This is a genomic window from Paenibacillus sp. FSL R5-0490, assembly GCF_001956215.1.
Lineage (GTDB): Bacteria > Bacillota > Bacilli > Bacillales > Cytobacillaceae > Cytobacillus.
The window spans coordinates 58,204-80,055 of the sequence record NZ_MRTQ01000018.1 but is presented as its reverse complement, the minus strand read 5'-3'; the positions used below and the strand labels follow the sequence as shown (position 1 = coordinate 80,055).

General features: G+C 42.5%; 23 protein-coding genes. 1 reads left to right on the top strand and 22 read right to left on the bottom strand.

Annotated elements, in window-relative coordinates; all coding sequences use genetic code 11:
- Window positions 1–16 precede the first annotated feature (16 nt).
- The 11 genes from dinG to BK139_RS15650 form a co-directional block, all read right to left on the bottom strand.
- Entirely contained in the window at window positions 17–2,818 is a 2,802-nt protein-coding gene (gene dinG, locus BK139_RS15700; RefSeq protein WP_076260530.1) for an ATP-dependent DNA helicase DinG, read from the bottom strand.
- Between the two features lie 168 nt (window positions 2,819–2,986).
- Complete coding sequence (gene panD / locus BK139_RS15695; protein ID WP_076260528.1) at window positions 2,987–3,370, bottom strand: aspartate 1-decarboxylase; 384 nt, start codon at window positions 3,368–3,370, stop codon at window positions 2,987–2,989.
- Between the two features lie 13 nt (window positions 3,371–3,383).
- Window positions 3,384–4,241, bottom strand: coding sequence for a pantoate--beta-alanine ligase (gene panC, locus BK139_RS15690; protein WP_076260526.1), 858 nt, complete (start codon window positions 4,239–4,241; stop codon window positions 3,384–3,386).
- Complete coding sequence (gene panB, locus BK139_RS15685; RefSeq protein WP_076260523.1) at window positions 4,238–5,074, bottom strand: 3-methyl-2-oxobutanoate hydroxymethyltransferase; 837 nt, start codon at window positions 5,072–5,074, stop codon at window positions 4,238–4,240. The genes panC and panB overlap by 4 nt, the downstream gene beginning before the upstream one ends.
- Window positions 5,075–5,341: 267 nt before the next feature.
- Window positions 5,342–6,325, bottom strand: a complete 984-nt coding sequence (locus tag BK139_RS15680; RefSeq protein WP_083675395.1) for a biotin--[acetyl-CoA-carboxylase] ligase — start codon at window positions 6,323–6,325, stop codon at window positions 5,342–5,344.
- Window positions 6,298–7,506, bottom strand: a complete 1,209-nt coding sequence (locus BK139_RS15675) for a CCA tRNA nucleotidyltransferase (protein WP_076260518.1) — start codon at window positions 7,504–7,506, stop codon at window positions 6,298–6,300. The genes BK139_RS15680 and BK139_RS15675 overlap by 28 nt, the downstream gene beginning before the upstream one ends.
- The gene (bshA, locus tag BK139_RS15670) at window positions 7,506–8,648 is read right to left on the bottom strand and encodes an N-acetyl-alpha-D-glucosaminyl L-malate synthase BshA (RefSeq protein WP_076260516.1); all 1,143 of its coding nucleotides are present in this window, start codon (window positions 8,646–8,648) and stop codon (window positions 7,506–7,508) included. The genes BK139_RS15675 and bshA overlap by 1 nt, the downstream gene beginning before the upstream one ends.
- Window positions 8,645–9,361, bottom strand: coding sequence for a bacillithiol biosynthesis deacetylase BshB1 (bshB1, locus tag BK139_RS15665; protein WP_076260514.1), 717 nt, complete (start codon window positions 9,359–9,361; stop codon window positions 8,645–8,647). Before bshB1 ends, bshA begins: the two co-directional genes overlap by 4 nt.
- Complete coding sequence (gene mgsA, locus BK139_RS15660; protein WP_076260512.1) at window positions 9,348–9,770, bottom strand: methylglyoxal synthase; 423 nt, start codon at window positions 9,768–9,770, stop codon at window positions 9,348–9,350. The genes bshB1 and mgsA overlap by 14 nt, the downstream gene beginning before the upstream one ends.
- Window positions 9,771–9,784: 14 nt before the next feature.
- Window positions 9,785–10,588, bottom strand: coding sequence for a 4-hydroxy-tetrahydrodipicolinate reductase (gene dapB, locus BK139_RS15655; RefSeq protein WP_076260509.1), 804 nt, complete (start codon window positions 10,586–10,588; stop codon window positions 9,785–9,787).
- 13 nt (window positions 10,589–10,601) lie between these two features.
- Window positions 10,602–10,934 carry a nucleotide pyrophosphohydrolase gene (locus BK139_RS15650; protein ID WP_076260507.1) on the bottom strand — a complete coding sequence of 111 codons (333 nt, stop codon included), beginning with the start codon at window positions 10,932–10,934 and terminating at the stop codon, window positions 10,602–10,604.
- A gap of 214 nt (window positions 10,935–11,148) precedes the next feature.
- On the opposite strand from BK139_RS15650, the gene BK139_RS15645 reads away from it, so the two are divergent.
- Complete coding sequence (locus tag BK139_RS15645) at window positions 11,149–12,021, top strand: YitT family protein (RefSeq protein ID WP_076260504.1); 873 nt, start codon at window positions 11,149–11,151, stop codon at window positions 12,019–12,021.
- Window positions 12,022–12,085: 64 nt separating this feature from the next.
- Here BK139_RS15645 and BK139_RS15640 read toward each other — a convergent pair whose 3' ends face one another.
- From BK139_RS15640 to aroA, 11 genes are all read right to left on the bottom strand, one after another.
- On the bottom strand, window positions 12,086–12,766 hold the full coding sequence (locus BK139_RS15640) for a zinc metallopeptidase (RefSeq protein WP_048008306.1): 681 nt from the start codon (window positions 12,764–12,766) through the stop codon (window positions 12,086–12,088).
- Between the two features lie 302 nt (window positions 12,767–13,068).
- On the bottom strand, window positions 13,069–13,845 hold the full coding sequence (ypjB, locus tag BK139_RS15635) for a sporulation protein YpjB (RefSeq protein ID WP_048008305.1): 777 nt from the start codon (window positions 13,843–13,845) through the stop codon (window positions 13,069–13,071).
- Between the two features lie 328 nt (window positions 13,846–14,173).
- Window positions 14,174–14,770 carry a lipoprotein heptaprenylglyceryl N-acetyltransferase LhaT gene (gene lhaT, locus BK139_RS15630; protein ID WP_076260501.1) on the bottom strand — a complete coding sequence of 199 codons (597 nt, stop codon included), beginning with the start codon at window positions 14,768–14,770 and terminating at the stop codon, window positions 14,174–14,176.
- A gap of 121 nt (window positions 14,771–14,891) precedes the next feature.
- Entirely contained in the window at window positions 14,892–15,659 is a 768-nt protein-coding gene (locus tag BK139_RS15625; protein ID WP_076260498.1) for a menaquinol-cytochrome c reductase cytochrome b/c subunit, read from the bottom strand.
- Between the two features lie 43 nt (window positions 15,660–15,702).
- Window positions 15,703–16,377 carry a menaquinol-cytochrome c reductase cytochrome b subunit gene (gene qcrB / locus BK139_RS15620; protein ID WP_035330156.1) on the bottom strand — a complete coding sequence of 225 codons (675 nt, stop codon included), beginning with the start codon at window positions 16,375–16,377 and terminating at the stop codon, window positions 15,703–15,705.
- 3 nt (window positions 16,378–16,380) lie between these two features.
- On the bottom strand, window positions 16,381–16,887 hold the full coding sequence (locus tag BK139_RS15615) for a Rieske (2Fe-2S) protein (RefSeq protein ID WP_048008301.1): 507 nt from the start codon (window positions 16,885–16,887) through the stop codon (window positions 16,381–16,383).
- Between the two features lie 149 nt (window positions 16,888–17,036).
- Window positions 17,037–17,501, bottom strand: coding sequence for a YpiF family protein (locus tag BK139_RS15610; protein WP_076260496.1), 465 nt, complete (start codon window positions 17,499–17,501; stop codon window positions 17,037–17,039).
- Window positions 17,502–17,614: 113 nt separating this feature from the next.
- Window positions 17,615–18,160 (bottom strand): ReoY family proteolytic degradation factor, encoded by a 546-nt coding sequence (locus BK139_RS15605; protein ID WP_048008181.1) that lies wholly within the window; start codon window positions 18,158–18,160, stop codon window positions 17,615–17,617.
- A gap of 73 nt (window positions 18,161–18,233) precedes the next feature.
- Window positions 18,234–19,496 (bottom strand): tetratricopeptide repeat protein, encoded by a 1,263-nt coding sequence (locus BK139_RS15600; protein ID WP_076260494.1) that lies wholly within the window; start codon window positions 19,494–19,496, stop codon window positions 18,234–18,236.
- Window positions 19,497–19,515: 19 nt separating this feature from the next.
- Window positions 19,516–20,421 (bottom strand): hypothetical protein, encoded by a 906-nt coding sequence (locus tag BK139_RS15595; protein ID WP_076260491.1) that lies wholly within the window; start codon window positions 20,419–20,421, stop codon window positions 19,516–19,518.
- 117 nt (window positions 20,422–20,538) lie between these two features.
- Window positions 20,539–21,831 carry a 3-phosphoshikimate 1-carboxyvinyltransferase gene (aroA, locus tag BK139_RS15590; protein ID WP_076260488.1) on the bottom strand — a complete coding sequence of 431 codons (1,293 nt, stop codon included), beginning with the start codon at window positions 21,829–21,831 and terminating at the stop codon, window positions 20,539–20,541.
- Between the last annotated feature and the right edge of the window lie 21 nt (window positions 21,832–21,852).

Genomic DNA, 21,852 nt, shown 5'->3' with positions numbered 1-21,852 from the left:
AAAATACACGAAACGTTTATAGCCAATTATTAATCAAATCAACAATTTCATCAATATTGCTTTTCTTGACAGGAATGGGAGGAATGGAATCCAGGAATGCTTTCCCATACCTTGCGGTGATGATTCTCCTGTCAAATATTACGATGACTCCCCTGTCGGAACTTGTTCGGATTAATCTCCCTACCCCCTGCTTAAAACGGATAATTGCCTCGGGCAATGAGTATTCGGAAAACGGATTTTTTCCTTTATTGGCAATTTGCTCATTCTTTGCCTGAGCCATCGGTTCATCAGGCGGTGAAAAAGGCAGTCTTACAATTACAAGACAGGAAAGATCCTCACCCGGGATATCCACACCTTCCCAAAAGCTGCTTGTCCCCAGGAGGATGGCTTTATCAAAACGCTGGAAATTTCTCGTTAGCCTTGATCTGCTCCCGCTTGTCACACCCTGGGCGATGATAGCATAGTCCTCCAGAAATCCTGATTCCTTGATAAGTTCATGGGTTTTCCTTAACATTTCATGTGAAGTGAAAAGAATCAGCATTCTTCCCTTTGCAGCTTCCGCAATTGAAATAATATGCTCGGTAATGGATGCCACATACTCCTCCAGCGGTACTGCATTAACTTCAGGCAAATCATCAGAAACTACGAGCTTAACCTGATTCTGATAATCAAAAGGAGATTGAATTTGCTTTAGAGTGCATTGCTGTTCCTCCAGCCCTAATTCTTTTACGATAAAGCTAAAGGAATTTTTTACAGATAAAGTGGCAGATGTAATGACCGCACTTTCCTTTTGGCTGAAGAATTGATCATTGAGGTATTCAGAAACCGATACAGGCTGTGCATAAACCGTTGTGGCATTTTGTGCTGCGCGCGTATCCATTTCTATCCATACAACAAATTCGGCGGCCGGCAAATGAAAGATATGCTTTAAGTCTTCATTCATATCCCGCAAATCATCCAAAACTGAAGCCACTTCCTCCATTAATGCCTTTTCCTCAAGAGACAGGGCCGATTTAATTGCTGAAACTGCGCATACACGACTGTCTATGGCCTGGATTAAATCCTTAAGCATAAATCCAAAACGTTCGGCACCCGCTAATACAGCCTTCGTTTCCTTATTGGCAGCACTTTTAGTAAATCTCACTGAAATTCGATTTACGCTTTTTTTGGCTTTATTGTACTTCTTAGCATACATCGCTATTACTCTGAACAATTCATCCATTTCATGAAGAATATCAGCTATTAATTGGTTGACTTCAAAAGAATGCAGGAAATCATCCCGTGTCCCTGCTTTCTCTTCCACCAGCTTCTCAAGCTTATAGTAGAGCTGTTTCTGTTCCATCATTCCAATTTGTCCAAGCATCAGCCGCACTGATAAATAATCCAGCTTGTTTCCAAAATGTTTCCCGGAAGCCTTAACAAAATGATGCCCTTCATCGATCACCACATGGCTGAATTCCGGCAAAATAGCAGTACTTGCAGTAAGATCCGTTAATAGCAGTGAATGATTCGTAATAATGATATCTGCCTTTTGTGCTTCCTTTCTTGCCCTCAGATAAAAATCTCTCGATATCCACGACTTATCCTGCAAAAAAGCTGTTTCATCATTCTTTATTCTGCTCCAGTAAATCATCCCGCCGCTTGACAGGTTTAATTCATCAATATCACCAGTGTCAGTCTCCAGGAGCCATACAAGAATCTGCATTTTGCTGAGGATTGTATCATAATTATCTTCATCATCTCTTAGTGTTTGAACGAACTTCGCTAGGCTGATATAGTGGCTTCTCCCCTTCAGCAATACAGCACTAAGCGGGAATGAAAGCATTTTTTGCAGCAGAGGAACATCCTTTGAAAGCAGCTGCTCCTGCAGCTGTGTTGTATATGTACTGATAATGACAGTTCTGCCGCTCTCCTTTGCATGTAAAGCCGCCGGAACAAGGTATGCCAGGGATTTCCCAACACCAGTTCCTGCCTCTATTAATGCATGCTGTTTATTTTTGAAGGCTTCATAAACCGAATCCATCATGATAAACTGGCCTTGCCTTTTTTCATAGGACGGGAAAGCTTTAACGAACAATGCCTGTTTTTCCTCTTCACAGAAAGGAAAGGCCTGAAGTCCGGATCCTGCAGACTCCTGTCGTTCCGTTCCTTTTTTTAAAGCAATGCCTCTGTGAACTTCAATATCATCTGCCAATTGCTCAATCTTGCTATCATTAGTTAAAATGTGCTGGTCCAATAATATATCAAGATCACTCTTTAAGCCTCCAGACAGCTTATGAAGCCGTTCTATGGTGGTGTGAGGAAGATTTTTAAGCTTGTTTAATAATATTAACAGGAGCTCAGCTGTAACATATGCATCGCTGTCTGCCTGATGGGGGCGTTCATGATTTAGTCCTTCCCGGAGTGATAGATCCGATAATTTGTAGCTATCTGCGGTAGGAAAAAGGATTCGGGCCATCTCCACTGTATCGAGAACAGGACCGTAAAATCCGTTATATCCTGCCTCAATCAATTCTTCCTGTAAAAAAGACAAATCAAACAGAACATTGTGTGCCACAAAATAGGCACCCTCAAGCAAAGTCAGGACTTTAGGGGCAATCTCCGAAAAAAGCGGGGCATCCTCGACCATTTCATCTGACAAACCTGTCAGTTCTTCTATGAAAGGGGGAATAGATTGCTCCGGGTTTATAAGGGAGGAGTATTGCTCAGTAATTTTTCCGTTTTCGATTACCACAGCAGCGAATTGTATTATTTTATCGCCTTTTTTCGGGGCGTTCCCGGTTGTTTCCAAATCCACTACGACATATTTATTACCCATGGCTAACACCTCATATTCAGTCATTCAAAAGGTATCATAAAAACGGAAAAAGAAAAAGGCAAATACTTTTCCCTCTTTATTTTCTTCCACCTGCTCAGGTCCCTTATTCACTGACTATTATAAAAAAGAGCCGAAGCTCCTTAAGAGTTCCGCTCTAGTTAAAATACATTATAGCACTGTACTTTCCGGCTCTGCATGTATCATGTCAGCGATCCGATTCTTGCTGTCCATTATGGCTACCTTCGGTTCATGATAAGGCACCTTTTCATCAGGAACAAGAGCATATGAAATGATAATGACTATATCGCCTTCCTGGACAAGACGTGCAGCTGCCCCGTTTACGCAGATTACTCCGCTGCCTCTTTCCCCTGGAATAATATAGGTTTCAAATCTTGCACCATTGTTATTATTGACGATCTGAACCTTTTCATTGGGCGCCATTCCTACCGCTTCAATTATGTCCGTATCAATTGTGATGCTGCCAACATAATTCAGATTGGCTTCTGTTACTGTTGCACGATGGATCTTGCCATTCATCATGGTGCGAAACATGCTGCTTCCTCCCTTAACTTTCTTTTCTCACTGATATTATTGCGTTATCTATTAAACGGGCCTTTGTGAATTTAACGGCCATAGCGATAATGATTTTCTCTTCGAGACGGGTAAGCTGTTTAAGATCAGGATAGGATAGAATTTCAATGTAATCTATTTCCCCGCTTGTGTTTTTTTCAATAAATCCCCTTATGACGCTGAGAATCTTGACTGGATCGTACTCCCCTTCAGTTATTAGAGACTCCGCCATTTTAAGGCTTTGATGGAGAGCAGAGGCCTGGTCGCGTTCTGCCGGCAGAAGATGTACGTTCCGTGAGCTCTTAGCTAGACCATCTTCTTCCCTGACCGTCTGAACAGGGACAATCTCCACTGGAATATTAAAATCTCTTACAAGCCCGTCAACGACGGCCACCTGCTGGGCATCCTTCATCCCGAAATACACTTTATCCGGCTGAACAATGTTGAACAGTTTTATCAGGACTGTGGCAACACCATCAAAATGCCCTGGCCGTGATTTTCCGCATAACACATCTGTCCGCTCCTGTACCTTAGCCGTTACCGACAGTGCTGCAGGATACATATCTTCTGCTGAAGGAAAGAAAAGATAATCGCAGCCCTCTTTCTCTGCAAGGCTGCTGTCACGCTCTAAATCCCTTGGATATGTCGCTAAATCTTCTTTAGGTCCAAATTGTAGCGGATTAACAAAGATGCTGACCACTGTAACATCGTTTTCTTTCCTGGCATTCCGTAATAACGAGAGATGGCCTTCATGCAAATAGCCCATTGTCGGGACAAACCCGATTGTCTTTCCTTCCCTCTTAAGCTGTAAAGCAATCCTTTGCATTTCTCTTATATCAGTAATCGTTCTCATGCTTTTCCTCCATACAGACTCAGCAGCTCTTCCTCTTTCATCCTGAAAGAATGGGAATCATCAGGAAATGCTCCATTCTTCACTTCAGCGGAATACTTAGTAAGGCTGTCGCCGATAATCGGGTTCAGGTTTTCATACTGTTTCACGAACTTTGGAACACGATCTACACCGTATCCTAATACATCATGGTACACAAGGACCTGTCCATCGGTATCCTTGCCGGCCCCGATTCCAATGACTGGAATCGTCAATTCTTCCGTGATCTGCTTTGCCAGCTGTTTTGGGACACACTCAAGGACAAGAGCAAATGCTCCGGCTCTCTCACATTCCCTGGCATCATCAATCAGCTTTCTGGCTGCTTCAGCGTTTTTCCCCTGGACCTTATAGCCACCCAGGACGCCAACGGATTGTGGTGTCAGTCCGAGGTGGGCAACAACAGGAATGCCTGCTTTTGTTAAGGCCGTGATTTGTTGTGCAACTTCATCACCGCCTTCAAGCTTAACAGCATGTGCACCAGTCTCCTGAATGAGCCTTGCTCCATTTAACAGTGTGTCTTTCACAGATAAATGATAGCTCATAAACGGCATGTCAATTACAATGAATGTATGTTGTGCCCCCCGTTTAACAGCTTTTCCGTGATGAATCATATCCTCCATCGTAACAGGAACGGTTGAATCATAGCCCAGCACTACCATCCCCAGCGAATCCCCAACAAGTATCATGTCCACATTGGCCTTTTCAGCCTGTTTGGCAGCAGGGAAATCATAGGCGGTCAGCATGACAATTTTCTCATCATTTTCCTTCATTTTTAAAAAGTCTGTTGTTTGCTTCATCATTCGTCCTCCTTATACAGGAAGAGGCAATAAAACTTTAATGAGTTTAAAAAACAGAACATTAAAAAATCCTTCTGTCGGCAGAAGGATTTTACATTAGCTCATATATCAGTTCATCCCTCTGTCCCGGTCCACTTTTTTGGATCTAGGCAGATATATTATATTTGTGTTTCCTTACAAAAGGTGCAGTTCTGTTAAGGATACTGCCCATAAAAAGTATATCAAAAAGGGAAATGAGTTGGCTATAAAAACTTTCAGGCCGGCATTCTATACATCCAGCTCAATGTCTGCAGAATATACGTGATGGATTTTCCCGCTGCTGTCCTCAATCATCAGGACCCCATCTTCGGTAATTCCAAGGGCCTTGCCATATATGCTTCCGGTAATCGTTCTAGCAGTAAGATTTTTCCCAATGCTGACCGCATAACTTTCCCATAAAAGCTTAATCGGATAAAAGCCCTTATCTAAATAAAGTTTATACAGGTTTTCCAGTTTGCCAAGCAGGATTTTAATCAGCTCAGCTCTTGAAAGCTTTTCGCCTTTTTCAATGGATAATGAAGTGGCAATTTCTTTAAGTTCATCGGGATAATCATCAAGCTGCTGGTTAACGTTGATGCCAATTCCTATGATAATAGAAATAATCCGGTCGGCATCCGCCTGCAGTTCTGTCAGAATTCCTGTAACCTTCTTCCCGTTCATCAAAATATCATTCGGCCATTTAATTTGCGGTGTTAAATTGGTCAGCTCTTCAATTGCCTGTACAACAGCCACTGCTGTAATCAGTGTAAGCTGCGGAGCTTTCGGCGGTGGAATGTTCGGCCTTAGAATAACACTCATCCATATGCCTGTTGATTTGGGAGAATGCCATCTCCTGTCCATTCTCCCCCTGCCTGAAAGCTGTTCTTCCGCAATAACGACCGTTCCTTCCTGCGCACCCTCGTATGCAAGGCGATGGGCAATCTTCTGAGTTGAATCAACACTTTCTTCATGATGAATCTGGCGTCCAAGGGTCTCAGTCTGCAAACCAAGCCTGATTTCATCAGGGGTAACTTTTTCAGGTGTTTTTATTATCCGATAACCTTTTCTTCTGACCGCTTCCAATTCAAAGCCTTCTTTCCTCAGCTCCTCAATATGCTTCCATACAGCCGTTCTTGAACATCCAATCAGGTCAGCTAAATACTGGCCTGAAAGATATTCCTCATTGCTTTTCGTAAAAGCATCAATCAATTTGTTCCTGATTTCTGATTGCACTTTATGAGCCACTCCCTTATGGATTCATTGCTATTACTCACTTCGCCGCGCAAGACTGCTTTTTCGGTTTTTTCAAGCTCCGCTTTAATCCAGGGACCAGGAGGTTTGCCAAACCAATTCATCAGCTGATCTCCAGTAAGCTGAAGGTCGCTTCTTTCTTTAATCGGCAGAGAATTATATTGACTCAGCAGGCTGTCTGTTCCCCTGCTTGAGTCCTCATGCAAGATTACGTTAAGGACCCGTTCCGCATTCAGGGATTTGTCCCCTGCCTGATAAAGGGAATAGGCCTCCCACTGGTTTTTGGCTCTGTACCGGATCCAGTTGATAATCGAAGCTATCCTTTTTGTTCTCTTTACAGGCAGTTTCCAGTTCTTCAGAAAATCTTCAGCCTGTGACTGGTCCAACTTAAAGTTATACACAAGAAAGGCCCACATTTCATCTCCTGTCAGATCAGCTGCATTATATTTCTCCGCCTCTTTTAATTCCTGTTGGAAGCCTGACATTTTTGGCAGATAATTAGACAATCCTGTTTCCGCAATGACCTTAAGAGCTTTCATCCTGCCGGTTCCTGCTAATAACTTTTCGAACTCTGCCAGCTTTCTTTCCACTGCTATGTTTTCAAGTAAATGTGACAGGGATGCCAAAGCATCATAAGTGTTTCTTTCAATCTCAAATGCCAGCTGGCTGAAAAAGCGGACTGCTCTCATCATTCGAAGGGCATCTTCAGTAAATCTCTCAGCCGGCTTGCCTACAGTGCAAATTTTTTTTCCCTCTATAGCGCCCCTCCCGTTAAAAGGATCGATAAGCAGCCCTTCTTTATCCATGGCAATCGCGTTCATCGTAAAATCTCTTCTTTTCAAATCCTCTTCCAGTGATCTGATAAATTGCACTTCTGAAGGCCGCCTAAAATCCAGGTATTCAGCCTCTGTTCGGAAGGTTGTAATTTCATAGGGTATGCCATGGTATAGTACCACCACAGTGCCATGCTCAATACCCACATCAAGTGTTCTTGAAAATATGGCTTTTACTTCTTCCGGGGTAGCCGAAGTTGCAATATCAACGTCTGCAATTTCTTTTCCAAGTATATAATCCCTGACAGAGCCTCCTACAAAATAGGCCTCAAAACCTGCATCCTCAAGCTTCTCGAGCACAGGAACTGCCTTTGCAAAAGCTTCATTCATCAAAGGTCACCTTTTTCCAAAAGTTCATAATATAGCTCTTCATATTGACTGACAATGCGGCCGGCACTGAAACTGTCCTTTGCAAGCGAAATGGATTGTGAAGAGAACCGTTCTAGCAGTTTCTCATCAGTAAGCAATTTAATCGCTTTTAGCGAGATTTCAGTTATATCGCCCAAAGTGCAAATATAGCCGGTCTCACCATCGCTGATTACTTCGGGAATTCCACCGACATCAGTACCGATGCATGGCACTCCGCATGCCATTGCCTCAAGAGCAACAAGTCCAAAGCTTTCCTTTTCCGATAATAAGAGCATTAAATCACTGATGCTGTAAAGCTCCTCCACATTGTCCTGCTTTCCCAAAAACAAAACCTTGTCTTTAAGCTTCAGGTCATTCACCAGTCTGCATATAACGCTCATTTCCGGTCCGTCTCCTACTAACAGCAGCTTTGAAGGAACTTCTTCAGAAATTTTTGCAAAGGCCTTCACAACATCAGGCACCCGCTTTACACCGCGGAAGTTAGATACATGGATGATCACCTTTTCATCAGCTTTTATTCCATATTCTTCTTTTAGGTAAAGAGAATCGGTTTTCCTGTATATTCTTTCATCTATAAAGTTATAAACTGCTCTTATGGACTTATCAGGTTTGATCAGGTCATAAGTTTGTGATATTAAAGCTTTGGAAACAGCTGTAACTCCATCAGACTTTTCGATTCCAAAACGTATCGCATCTGTAAGGGATGGGTCGTACCCGAGAACTGTAATATCTGTTCCATGAAGGGTGGTAACAATCTTAATGTCTGTACCGCTCATCTGCTTTGCCAGAATCGCGCAAACTGCATGGGGAATCGCATAATGCACGTGCAGCAGATCAAGGCCCTCGCGTTTTATCACTTCCGCCATTTTACTTGCCAGCGCGATATCGTAAGGAGCATATTGAAATACGGAGTATTGATTGACATCCACCTGATGATAAAAAATATTGGGGTACATCCTTTTTAGTCTAAAAGGGAGGCTTGATGAAATAAAATGTATTTCATGGCCTTTTTCGGCAAGCATTTTCCCTAATTCTGTTGCTACAACACCTGAACCTCCCACCGTGGGATAGCAGGTTATACCTATTTTTAATTTTTTTCTCATATTTCTCCACCGAATATATCCATATTTACCAGTAAGGGATTCTTCACTTTAAAACCTTCTGCATATTGCACCCCTGCCTGTTTTCCAAATAAACTTTCCCTCGCTGCAACAGTTTCAATATAACCGTTGACAAGCGGTGTATCAAATGAACCTGGGCTTTTTGCAAATTGACTCTGATAGGACTCGAGACCTGCAATTTTTTTATCCATAAATGAAGAGATATCGATTAGGAAGTCAGGCTTATGGAAGCCATTTATCATGTAAAAGTGCAGGCTTTTCACTTTATGCGGAGCAAAATTGCCGCCTGTTTCATATTTCTTGATTCCGGCTGAAAAGACGGCTTCTTCCACTAGGCGGGCACAATGCCCGTGGTCTGGATGCCTGTCCTCCATATATGGCGCAAACACAAGGGCAGGCCTATATTTGCGGATCATTTCAGCAATCTTTTTTATGTATTCCTGGTTATAAAATAAGCCCCTGTCAGGCAGATTAAGATTCTCACGGACACTAACTCCCAGAATGCCTGCTGCTTTCAGCGATTCGTCTTTACGGATTTCAATCGTCCCATTGGAAGAAAGCTCTGCCTGTGTTAAGTCACATATTCCAATCTTTTTGCCGATAGAGGCAAACTTGGCAATTGTGCCGCCCATGCCGATTTCAACATCATCAGCATGCGCGCCAAATGCCAAAATATCGAGGTTATCCGGGTTCATTCATGTCACCTTTTTCACTAACAATATTTCTCCAGGATAAATCATTGCGTTCAAGGCCTTTAATAATAATTTCAGCTGTGCCCATATTGGTCGCGAGCGGCACAGCATATACGTCACAGAGGCGCACCAAAGCTGAGACATCCGGTTCATGAGGCTGAACAGTCAGAGGATCTCTGAAGAAAAACACAACATCCATTTTATTGTTGGCTATTAAAGCACCAATTTCCTGGTCCCCGCCAAGTGGTCCGGACTGAAAACGATGAATGGAAAGGCCAGTTTCTTTCATGATGCGGGAACCGGTTGTTCCGGTAGCATAAAGGGTATGTTCAGCAAGAATGGATTTATAGGCGATCGTAAATCTTACAATATCATCCTTTTTCTTATCATGGGCTATTAAAGCAATATTCATGTCGGCACCCCTTTCTAATCGATAATATTTTCGAGACCATAAACGAGTGTATCAATTTTTAAGACCGTATCAACAGCAAGTTTTACTCCTGACATAAAGGAAGCTCTATTATATGAGTCATGACGGATGGTCAATGTCTGGCCCTCAGAGCCGAACATCACCTGCTGATGAGCAATCAGGCCGGGCAGGCGTACAGAATGTATATGCATGCCATCGAAATTTGCACCTCTGGCACCAGGAATCGTTTCCTTCTCCTCCGGGTGCCCCTGCTCCTTTTTCGTTCTTACATCAGCAATCATCTCCGCTGTTTTAACTGCAGTACCAGATGGTGCATCCAATTTCTGGTCATGGTGCAGCTCAATAATTTCCACATCATTAAAATATCTTCCTGCCAATTGGGAGAATTTCATCATTAATACAGCACCAAGTGCAAAGTTTGGGGCAATAATGCAGCCAATTCCTTTTTCATGGCAAAGTTCTTCAAGCTCTTTCAGATTATCCTTCGAAAATCCTGTTGTTCCCACAACTGGCCTTACACCATATTCCAAGGCAGTTTTTGTATGGAACATTCCTACTTCCGGAGTTGTCAAATCGATCAGTACGTCGGGACTCAGCTCCTGAAAGGCTAGGGCAAGATCTGTGTACACCGGAACATGGCCAAATTGCGAGAAGCCTTCAAAATCGCTAAGAAAGCCACCGCCATTTTTATGGTCGATCACGGCAGCTAACTCATAGTTCTCTGTTCGATTAACAAGCTGGACGGCTTCGCTTCCCATCCTCCCCCGCGGTCCCGCTATAATAACTTTAACTTTATCCATTTTTCTCTCTCCTCTACTCTTCAATTCTTGTCCATCTGTCTTTATCGCGTGTGCTGAATTTTTCCATGACACGATCGTGCGCTTCTTCTAAGTCAATATTTAAGGAATTAGCAAAGCATATTAGAACAAAGAGCATATCTCCAAGCTCTTCCTCGATAGCCTTTTCTTCCTCTGTGGATTTTTTTGGTTTTTCACCATAGTGATGGTTCACTTCCCTGGATAGTTCCCCAAGTTCCTCGGTCATCCTTGCAAGCATGGCCAATGGGCTGAAATAACCTTCTTTAAATTGGCTTATGTATTTGTCAACGTCTGTTTGCATGTCTTTCATTGTTTTTGGTCTCTCCATACTTTCACCTCTGTTTTTATTACATGTTCTATATACGGGATTTCCACTTTTCATGTTAAGCTATAGCTCAGCCATTTTACAAATATTTTTTTTCATTGCTTATAGATGGTCTGTCTGCCGCTTCTTATCCTTTGATGTTATTGCTCTTATAATCTGTATCTTATATAATTAGATACGCTTTGGTATTGTGATATTCAGGCAGCGGAGGGATAATATGTTTTATGGATTGAAATTTAAGAATATTTTTTTCATTTTGCTTGGCTCGGCCATTTTTTCATGGGGCCTTGTTCACTTTAATATGCAAAATAACTTGGCTGAAGGCGGTTTCACTGGTATTACCCTGCTTTTATACTTCCTTTTCGAGTGGGACCCTTCCTATACTAACCTTCTGCTAAATATACCTCTTTTCTTTATCGGATGGAAACTACTGGGAAGGAATGTTTTTCTTTATACCATCATCGGAACGGTCGGTGTGTCCCTATTCCTATGGATTTTTCAGCGTTACCAGATTGAAATGCCATTAAAAGAGGATTTGACTCTTGCTTCCTTATTCGCGGGTGTTTTTATCGGGATCGGCCTTGGCACCATTTTCAGGTTTGGAGGCACAACAGGCGGAGTTGATATAATTGCCAGGCTTGTACATAAATATGCTGGAGTCAGCATGGGAAAGACAATGTTCATTTTTGACTTTTTTGTGATTGCCCTTTCATTAATTACATATTTGAACTACAGGGAAGCCATGTATACGCTGGTTGCTGTTTTTGTGGGTGCAAAAGTAATTGATTTCATGCAGGAAGGGGCTTATGCAGCAAGAGGGGCCATGATCATATCAGAACAAAACGATGCAATTGCCGATAAAATCATGAAAGAAATGGATCGGGGCGTTACCGTGTTAAAAGGACACGGTTCTTTCACAAAAAAAGAGCGGGAAGTATTGTATTGTGTTGTCGGCCGCAATGAAATTGTGCGGTTAAAAAATGCGATTACTTCTGTTGATCCCCATGCATTTGTTTCTGTCACAGCTGTACATGACGTGCTGGGAGAAGGCTTTACTTTGGATGAAAATAAAAAGCCGGTTGAACGCTAAAAATCAATGTGATGTCCCAAGGGCATCACTTTTTTTCATTAAAAAAGCCGGCATTACCGGCTTTTTACTCAGATCTGGTCATTCCTGTGTAAATAAGAATTAAACGCAGCAATTCCAGCACAGCCACGGCTGCTGCCGCCACATATGTCAACGCAGCTGCATTCAATACTTTCTTAGTCTCTCTTTCTTCATCGTTTCTGATAATTCCAAGGGATACTACCTGATCCATCGCACGATTGGAAGCATTGAACTCTACCGGAAGTGTGATCACCTGAAAAACCACTGCAGCTGCCATGAAGATAATTCCAAGCAGCACCATACCGCTCAACCCAGCAAAAAAACCGATCATGATTAAAATCCAGGAGAAGTTTGAACCAAGATTCGCAACAGGTACGAGTGCATGGCGGAAACGCAGAAAAGCGTAATCCTGATTATCCTGGATAGCATGGCCAACTTCATGGGCTGCAATGGCAGCTGCAGCCACAGAATGGCCATGATAATTTGTTGCTGAGAGTCTGACTGTCTTGGATCGCGGATCATAATGATCTGTTAGATGCCCCCTGGTTTCTTCAACGCCAACTTTATATAGACCATTCTCATCCAGAATTCTTCTGGCTACTTCAGCACCCCTCATTTGCGTGGATGAAGGAACTTTTGAATATTTGCTGTAAGCTCCCTTTACTTTCATTTGTGCCCAAAGCGGAACAAGAATAATTATTGCAAAATAAATGAGATATCCTCCCATTCTGTTACCTCCCATTAAGCTGATCATGGTGAATTTTAACAGCTGGCCTGCAGATATCCAGCATACAAATCGCTCTGCCTATCTTTTCCCTTGTCTCTTGATTACAAAACGGGAAAAGACTCTCATTATTCTTTTTGTTCAAAGATAAGAGTGTAGAAATTTTTGAACTTCGAGGCCTGTCTAGCTGCAGCACCTACCCACTCGAGGTCACAAGCCGATCCCCCCAAAAGGGCAAAGAACGCCTTTCCGTGAGGCTCGTCTTATGCTTGTCGGGGGTGAGCAAGGTGCTTCCGCTTTTCTTATTAAGATCGATTTTTTTGTCTTGCCCTGTCTCCCTTATATTTTCTCCAACCTACGTAAGATAATGTAATGATGATTATGCTCCCGGTTGAGATGATCACCCACCAGAGGGATGGATCCGTTTCATCCTCTGTCATTTCATCAAAGATAGTCTGCAGATCATTTTCCAATGCAGCAAGTTCCTGCTGGCTTGCCTGCTGGGAAAGCACCTGCGGCCGATAATGATCGATAAAATTTATGCGGGCGTTCAGTTTTTGTACCTTTTCTGCATCCACATCAATCTTCAGACTGGGATAAATAACCTCATATAAAGACAAAAAGGAATTCAAACGTGAATGGAAGTTCTCGTTATTGCCGCTGTATGCCGCTTCCTTTACCTCTCCAAACACTGACATGATCGGCTTCTCCATTTCAGTCCATAAAGGCTGATATTTGGAGGAAATCGCATCCATTACGAGGCGGAATTTTGTAGCATGATTCAGCCGTTCTTCGTGGCTCATAGATGTATTTACCGCAGCTTGTACAGCATCATCATGAGAGACGGTAATAATCCGCAGTTCGTCCATTGTAAATGGCCTATCCTTGCCGTTTACAGCAACGAATTGCTCGGAGAAATACTCCAACAGCTTCTTGGCATCCTCATACCTGTGAAGCTTAACCATCTGTAAAGCTTCATTAGATAATTGATCTAGTTTATCTATTTTTGTTGTCTTATCTGCAGACACCATTCCAGGCAATAACATAATAATGAATAAGAATGCGATTACTTTTCGCCTCATCAAACTTGTCCCCCCTCAAATTACTATTAGATAAATATGAAAAGAGGGACAAGGTTAGACCAGAAAATAATTTCGGGAACTATTATATTTAATTTGCGTGCCAGGAGTCATTACAACTTTTATATTAAAGGTCCATTTCTCAAAGGTATTTTTTTGCTGCGAATTATGCTCGTTGATTTCCGCTGCGGGCACTTGCTTTCCGCGGGGAGGAACGGGAGCCTCCCGCAGGAGTCAAGCGCCCTCCGCTCCAATCAACTCAGTAAATGAAACTAAGTTATTAAAAATCAACATGATTTATGAGAATAACCGCATTAAAACTTTGATAAAGCTATTTCACAATATCCAGACTAAACCGATTCTTTCTTAGGACGAAGTAATACGCTGTTCCTAGTGAGAAAATGCTGAGCCAGAATGTAAAATAGCCGATTTGCGGTGTGTAAAGATTTAAAATCGGATAGCGGGGAAGCATGAAAAAGACATAATCAATTACATCATTGTGCAGAGTCCAGATACCTGTAATGACTAGATGCCATGTTTTGAAGCGATAGAATGGTGCGTAAAGAACACCCTGGACTGCCATAGCACCATGGGAGAAGATCAGCATGAGAGCAACAGGATCCAATTCACCTGTAACCTGAAATACGAGCAAATTCATAACTACGGCCCATATTCCGTATTTAATAAGGGTTACAATTGCTAAAGCTTCCATCAATGGCCAATTTTTGCCCATTAGAAAGGCGATAAGCACAAACATAAAAAACAGGCTCGCTGTAGGGCTGTCGGGTACGAAAGGCAAGAAAATAGCCGGTGTATCTACCAGCTGCCACTTATACCATATATACCCATAGATGGTGCCTGCTGTGTTAATAATCAGAAGCAGTATCAGCATAGCTCTGCTGCCTAATAAAGGATAAATCCATTTCATGTTTTTTCTCCTTTTCTTTATGTACACGATTATTTCATTATTTTACCACATCAAACTCCTGTAAAAAAACGAGTAATTTTTGGGCAAAAAAAAGAAGCTGGCAAAGCCAGCTCCTTTTAAATTATTTGCTTTCAAGGCCAGAAATAAATTCAGCAAGCTTTTGAAGTTCTTCATCAGAGCCTTTGAACATTCCTGGAGGCATAGCGCCTTTACCGTTTTTAGCAATGTCAGCTACTTCTTCAGGTGTTAACCCAGTGTCTACAAGTGCAGGTGAACCTGCACCACCCTGAAGATCTCCTCCGTGGCAGGAAATACAGCCGTTTGCTTCAAAAATCTTGTAGCCTTCGTCTTCTTTATCAAACTCTGCTTCAGCCACAATCTTACCTTGCTGTGCTGCCGCCTCCCAATCATGATGGGCAACAGACTCCCAAGTCAAATACGTGATGCCGGCTAAAGCCAATAGCATAAAGCCGGTTGCTAAAGGACGCTTGGACGGACGGCGTTCAGGTCCGCGATCAATGAATGGTGCAAGCAGCAATGCTCCGAATGCAAGACCCGGAATAATGAAAGCACCGATCGCATTATAAGGTCCGGATGCATAGCTGTATTTCAGAAGCTGGTACAAGAACAGGAAGTACCAGTCTGGCAGCGGAATATAAGCTGTATCACTTGGATCAGCAATTTTTTCTAACGGCGGCTCATGCGCAATTGTCAAGCATAGGAAACCGATAAGGAATACAGCCCCTACCATCCATTCCTTTAACAGGAAGTTTGGCCAGAATGCTTCTGTTTTTCCTGGATATTCCGAATAGTCCTTCGGAATATTCGGTTTGCGTTCTGCAGGAACACGAGAGTCACCTACGAATTTCATACCTTTACCACGATGCATTGGGCGATTTCCCCTCCTTTTGCAATGATCATAAAATTATTTCTTACAACGGTCCTGAAATACCCTGCTTACGAATCATAATAAAGTGGGCAGCCATTAACCCGAATAATGCAGCCGGTAAGAAGAATACATGGATAGCAAAGAATCGGGTGATCGTCTGCGCGCCAACAATATCAGAATGTCCTGCAATAAGTATTTTCAGATATTCTCCAATCAGCGGAGTTGATTCTACAATCTGGATTGTTACTTTTGTAGCGAAAAGGGCTTTCATATCCCAAGGCAATAAGTAACCTGTAAGTCCAAGTGCAAGCATTATGAAGAAAATAAGCACTCCGACAACCCAGTTTAATTCACGGGGCTTCTTATAAGCTCCCTGGAAGAAAACACGTAACGTATGTAGGAACATCATTACGATTACCAAACTTGCTCCCCAGTGGTGCATTCCGCGGACAATCTGCCCGAATGCAACATGGTTTTGAAGATAATACACGGATTCCCATGCATTTTTGATATCCGGAACATAGTACATTGTCAGGAACATACCGGATAAGATTTGAATTACAGTAACGAAGAACGTCAGACCGCCAAAACAGTAAACGAATGCAGAGAAATGATGTGCAGGGTTTACATGCTCAGGCACTTCATGGTCAGCAATATCCCGCCAGATCGGCGTAATATCTAAACGCTCATCTACCCAATCATAAATTTTGTTTAACAATTATTACGCCTCCTTTCGCGGTTCAGCCTTGCCTAAATACAAGAAGCCATCTTTTTCTTTGTAAGGAAATACATCAAGTGATGCAACCGGCGGTGTACCTGGAACGTTTGTCCCATCCTTTGTATAAAGGCCGCCATGGCAAGGGCAATAGAAATGATCAGGGTTTGACTTGTCAGTATTCCAGTCAACTACGCACCCTAAATGCTTACATACTGGAGACAATGCAACAATTTCACCTTTATCATCCTTATAAACCCAAGCAGTGCCGGTAACTTCGGATGTGTACCATGCATCCTGCTGCTCGTAAGTGTAATCAACCCTTGTCGGCTTTTCAGTAATTTCAGCCACTTTTTGCTTTGTTGGAATAAAATCACTTTCACCAGCTGCCTGCAATACAGGATCAACCGCAAAACGGACCATCGGCATAAGCATGCCTGCTGCCATGAAACCGCCTACACCAGTAAGTGTATAGTTCAGGAATTGACGTCTAGAAACTCGATTTTTGCTCATACTTTTCCCCCCTCTATTATGAAGTTAAGTCCAACGGACAAAATTCAACACAATATAAAACTAGGACATAACAATGATATATCAATCTTTATGCAAGGTCAATATAATCCTTTGGCGAAACATGTAAATAGAGCGACTTAACATTCACACTATTCACCATTTTGCCACTTTTGAACAAAAAGATTCAGCAGCTGTTTCACCTGGTCATCCAGAATGGAATTCCGATAATTCTCATCCATATGCTCAAGAGGCAGGGATGGCAGCCAAATCAAACCTCCTTCCAGCCGGTCTTCGAACGTTTTCCACATGCTGTCCGAAGTTAAAAGGAAGATATGCTTAAATCCCTGTGCCTTCAATTCTGCTTCCCATTGGCCCAAGCCGCTGATCAGACTCTCTTCTGATGCCGGTTTCAGATAGGCATATCCAGGCAGCATGATGAGGCGTCCTCTGAATTGCCTTTCAAGCTGCACACTTAGAAGCGATATAAATTCAGTCATCGCTACAGACTGCTTGATATCATCGCCAAATGATACAGGAAGGAGCGGCAGAACAGCAGTGTCTACATATTGCTTTTCTTTTAGGAACATGTCGATATCCTGTGATATCCATTTCATATCATTCACTCCATTACATATATTTGCCTTCCTTAATATATCATTAATGCTTAGAATGCTTCAAATCAGAGAATGCAGGCAAAATAAAAGCCCTGCTTATATAAAAGCAAGGCTTAAGTAGTTTCTAATCTATTCAGCTGCTGAGTCAAAACGTTAAAAGCTTTTTTATCCTGTTTATCCAATGCTTCATCAATGAGTTCAAGGAGTTTCTCTCTTCTGAACTTTTCCAGGCTTTCTGTCAGGAACCTTTCGGCGATCAGCCGATCCTTTTCGTTTATCTGAAGTGTCTTTGGCATAAAGGGATTTTCCTCCATGACCGCTGCATACTGATGGGCCTTATTTGAAGCATGGAAATTAAGCTGGATATAAATCTCTTCATCCCTGTTTAAGCGGATATCATGGAAGGACTTCTCCGCATCTGTGGTCATTACATTCTCTTTGTAAAAGCGAAAAGGAACTTCATCCACACAATGGGTCGACATGATCAGGCCCCTTGGGCAATACTGTGCCTGCTCCACAAAATGCACCTTTTCCATAAGCTGGTCATGACTCATTAAATAATTGAGAATCCAAACACATTCTCTTCTTTTGAGCTGATAATGGTTTAAAAACCAGCGGATAAAATCTTTCTTCTCGTTGACAGATACAGGGGTCGCCATTTTTGATTCCCTCCTCTGCTTACAGACAAATTTGGTCTTACTGAAACTGCATTAAGGATAGACACTGCCTTTTTTAATCAAGAAAATTATCCGTGAGTCGCTGCAGAACATCCTGATATTCCTCATTGCCAGGCTCCAGTTTGGTTAATGTATTAAAAATTTCGGCAGCCTCTTCCCTTTTTCCTTCCTCTGCTAAAAAATATCCGTAATCTGAAAGAAAATCCGGCTGCTGTTTAAAGAAAGTATATGCAAGCTGATATTTGTTTAATGCCTCTGAATATTCCTCTATATGCTGAAGGGCAACGGCTGAATCCCATATAAGCTGGGGCTCTTCAAGCTCGTTCAGCATTTCAGTGATTTCGATTACATCTTCATATCTTTCCTGCTGGAGGAGAAGTTTATTTAAAAGAATGGCTGCCTGGACATATTCGGGATCCAGTGCAAGAGCCTGCCTGAACATATCTTCGGATTCTTTTTCATTGCCATTTTTCAAGGCAAGCTTCCCGCCATAGAAGAATAATTCTTTGTTAAATTCGTCCTGTTTCAAGCCTTCCTTGACTGCTTCCAGGCCGCTCGCGGCTTCTTCCTCCCGCTCGTATGCCTGAGCAAGGTATAAATACAGTGAATGATACTCGGGATCCAGCTCCTTCAGTTCAGTCAATTTTTCAATGGCTGTCCGGTTAAAGCCGGCTTGAAGCGCTGTAAAAGCATAACTGAAAAGGGTATTAATCTCCAGTTTGTCATCAAGCGCTTTTTCGTAATATGGGAGGGCTTCTTCAAATGCTCCGCCTGCACTGAGAATATCCGCCAATCTCTGATTTACATTAATGCCTGCAATGATTTCCTCTTTACTGAGAACATTTTCATAAATCCGCTTTGCTTCCAGGAACCGTCCCTGCTCTGCATAAAGTTCACCCAGGGCAAAATCTACAATTATCTCATCAGGCAATATTTCTTTTGCTTTCAGGAGCTTTTGTTCGCTGACCTCAAATAGACCATCCATCTGATAAAGGTCTGCTAATAAGAGAAGCGACTGCGGAAAGCTCGGATCATGTTCATTTATTCTTTCAAGGACAAGGATGGCTTCCTCTTCATTTCCAAGATCAATATGTGTTTCAGCCAACAGAACGAGCAGTTCTCCTTCTTCCGGATATGCTTCCAGAAGCCGTTCAAATAAGGCTTTTGATTCCTCAAGGAACCCGTACTGGAACAGTTCTTCTGCCAGCAGGAACCTTTCTTCATGGGAACCATCCAGCAGTATTTGCTGATAGCTCTCCAACGCTTCTTCATGATGACCGTTTTCTAAAAGAGTAATGATTTTATTTACTTTATCCATACTAAATTCCTTTCGAATGCTAATCGGCTATTTTAAAACAAGCTGGTGTGCTGATTTTAACATGCTCTCCGGAACCTGAACGAAAAATCACTTCTTGTCCGGCTCTAATCACTTTTCCCTTCAGTACAGTGACAGCAAGTTTATCTCTATGATAATGAAACAGCTGTGATTCTTCAACGGTAAGACCTTCTTCAGGTTTTTCAAATAAATTATAACTGATTTCCCCGCCCTGATGAATATTCCCTTTTAAAGGGTAAATCCCTGCTTTGGACAGAACTGACCTGGATAATGGCTCTTGCTCCATCAGTTCATTCGGCACCGAAGGTATTTTCTCTTCCTGCATCAGTTTTGCCCATAATGTATTTATTCTGCTTTTCTCCTTTTCATTCCTGCCTGCAAAGATAGGTGCAAGCGGACAATTATAAGGAAACATTGCTTCACGCAGCCATCCCCATGGAACTTGTTCAAGCTCCTTTGCATCCTGTATTTCAACAAAAACAATAGGAACTCTTTCTCTCTTGCATTTTCTCATAAAAGAAGGGGTAAGGAGACGGACAGGAATTTTCACACCAATAATATAATCAATCGGGCTGCTTAATAAACTTGCCTTAAAGCTTTTAAGATCACTCTTCAAAGAATATTCATGCTTTACAGGCACGGCTGTCAGGAAGGCTGTACATCCTTTTAATATGAACTCCCGGATGTAATACTCTTTTAGTTCTGAGAAAGGCATTTTCAGCGGGATAGATGTGTCCAGAACCACATATCCTGCAGACATAATAAATGCACCCGCATCCATTCTTGTAAACTGAAACCTTTTCATTTCAGCCTGCATAAGTGAAATCTCATTATTTCTTATCAGCATAGATGTTTTTAACAGCTTGTCTTCCTTTATCAGATTTGCATTCTCAATAATATATGTCATAAAACCACCCTCTTAAACGGTCTTATGACAAGCTATGAAAATTTAAGATAAATATGACTGCTTTAACAGAAAAAAGAGCTGCAGAAACAGCTCTTTTTTCTATGAAGGTATTGTATTTCAATCAGAAATAAGGCTATCTAAATGATCAAAAAACGACGGATAGGATACAGAGATCGCTTCTTTCTGCTGAAGGTGAACTTCGCCTTTTGAGATGGCAGCAGCTATTGCCAGCATCATGCCGATGCGATGGTCTCCATGACTTGAGACAGTTCCACCTGAAAGAGATGATGTCCCCCTGATTACCATTCCATCTTCTGTAGCAGTAATCACGGCTCCAAGCACCGAAAGTTCATTGACAACCGTATCAATGCGATTCGTTTCCTTCACCTTAAGTTCCTCTGCATCCTTAATTACTGTTTCTCCCTCTGCTTGTGTTGCGAGCAGGGCAATAATTGGAATTTCATCGATAAGCCGGGGAATGAGCGCCCCTTCGATAACTGTTCCTTTAAGTTTAGATGTTCTGATGGTAATATCCCCTGCAGGCTCAGCTGATCCATTTTCATACGGCTCAATGCTGAAATCTGCACCCATCTGCTGCAGCACTTCAAGGATGCCGGTCCTTGTAGGATTCAGTCCAACGTTTTTTAATGTAATTTCACTATTAGGCACAATGGCTCCTGCAGCCAGAAAGAAGGCAGCAGATGATATGTCACCGGGAACATGAATTTCTGTCCCTGTCAGTGTTTGGCCTCCCTTAATCCGAATGGTTTGCCCATCTGCTTCAACTTCCCCGCCAAATTGTGTGATCATTCTTTCAGTATGATCACGTGTCTTCACAGGTTCAATAATGACTGTTTCGCCGCTTGCCTGCAGGCCGGCAAAGAGCAGTGCTGATTTAACCTGTGCACTCGCGACAGGAAGCTCATATGTTACTCCTGACAAGGGGCCGCCAATGACTGATAAGGGGGTGAATTCTCCATTCTTCCTGCCATGAATCTTTGCACCAAATAAACTTAGTGGCACGGTCACTCTTGTCATCGGCCTTTTTGCAATGGATTCATCTCCGACAAGGACTGAATGGAACGGACGGCCAGCCAGAATCCCCATCATAAGGCGTATCGTCGTACCTGAATTCCCAACATCCAGAATACCAGCCGGTTCCTGTAATCCATCCATCCCCTGACCCATAATTGTAACTTTATTGCCTTCCTGCTCAATAGTTACTCCGAGCTTGCGGAAGCAGGCTATCGTACTAAGGCAGTCCTCTCCGGGCAGAAAATTAGTGACAGCAGTCTTCCCCTTTGCAATAGACCCAAACATGACAGATCGATGTGATATGGATTTATCACCGGGTACCGCTATTTCTCCGCATAAACCTTTGACATTTGACTTCAATTTTGCCGGTAACATCTATCATCACCCTTTGCTGGA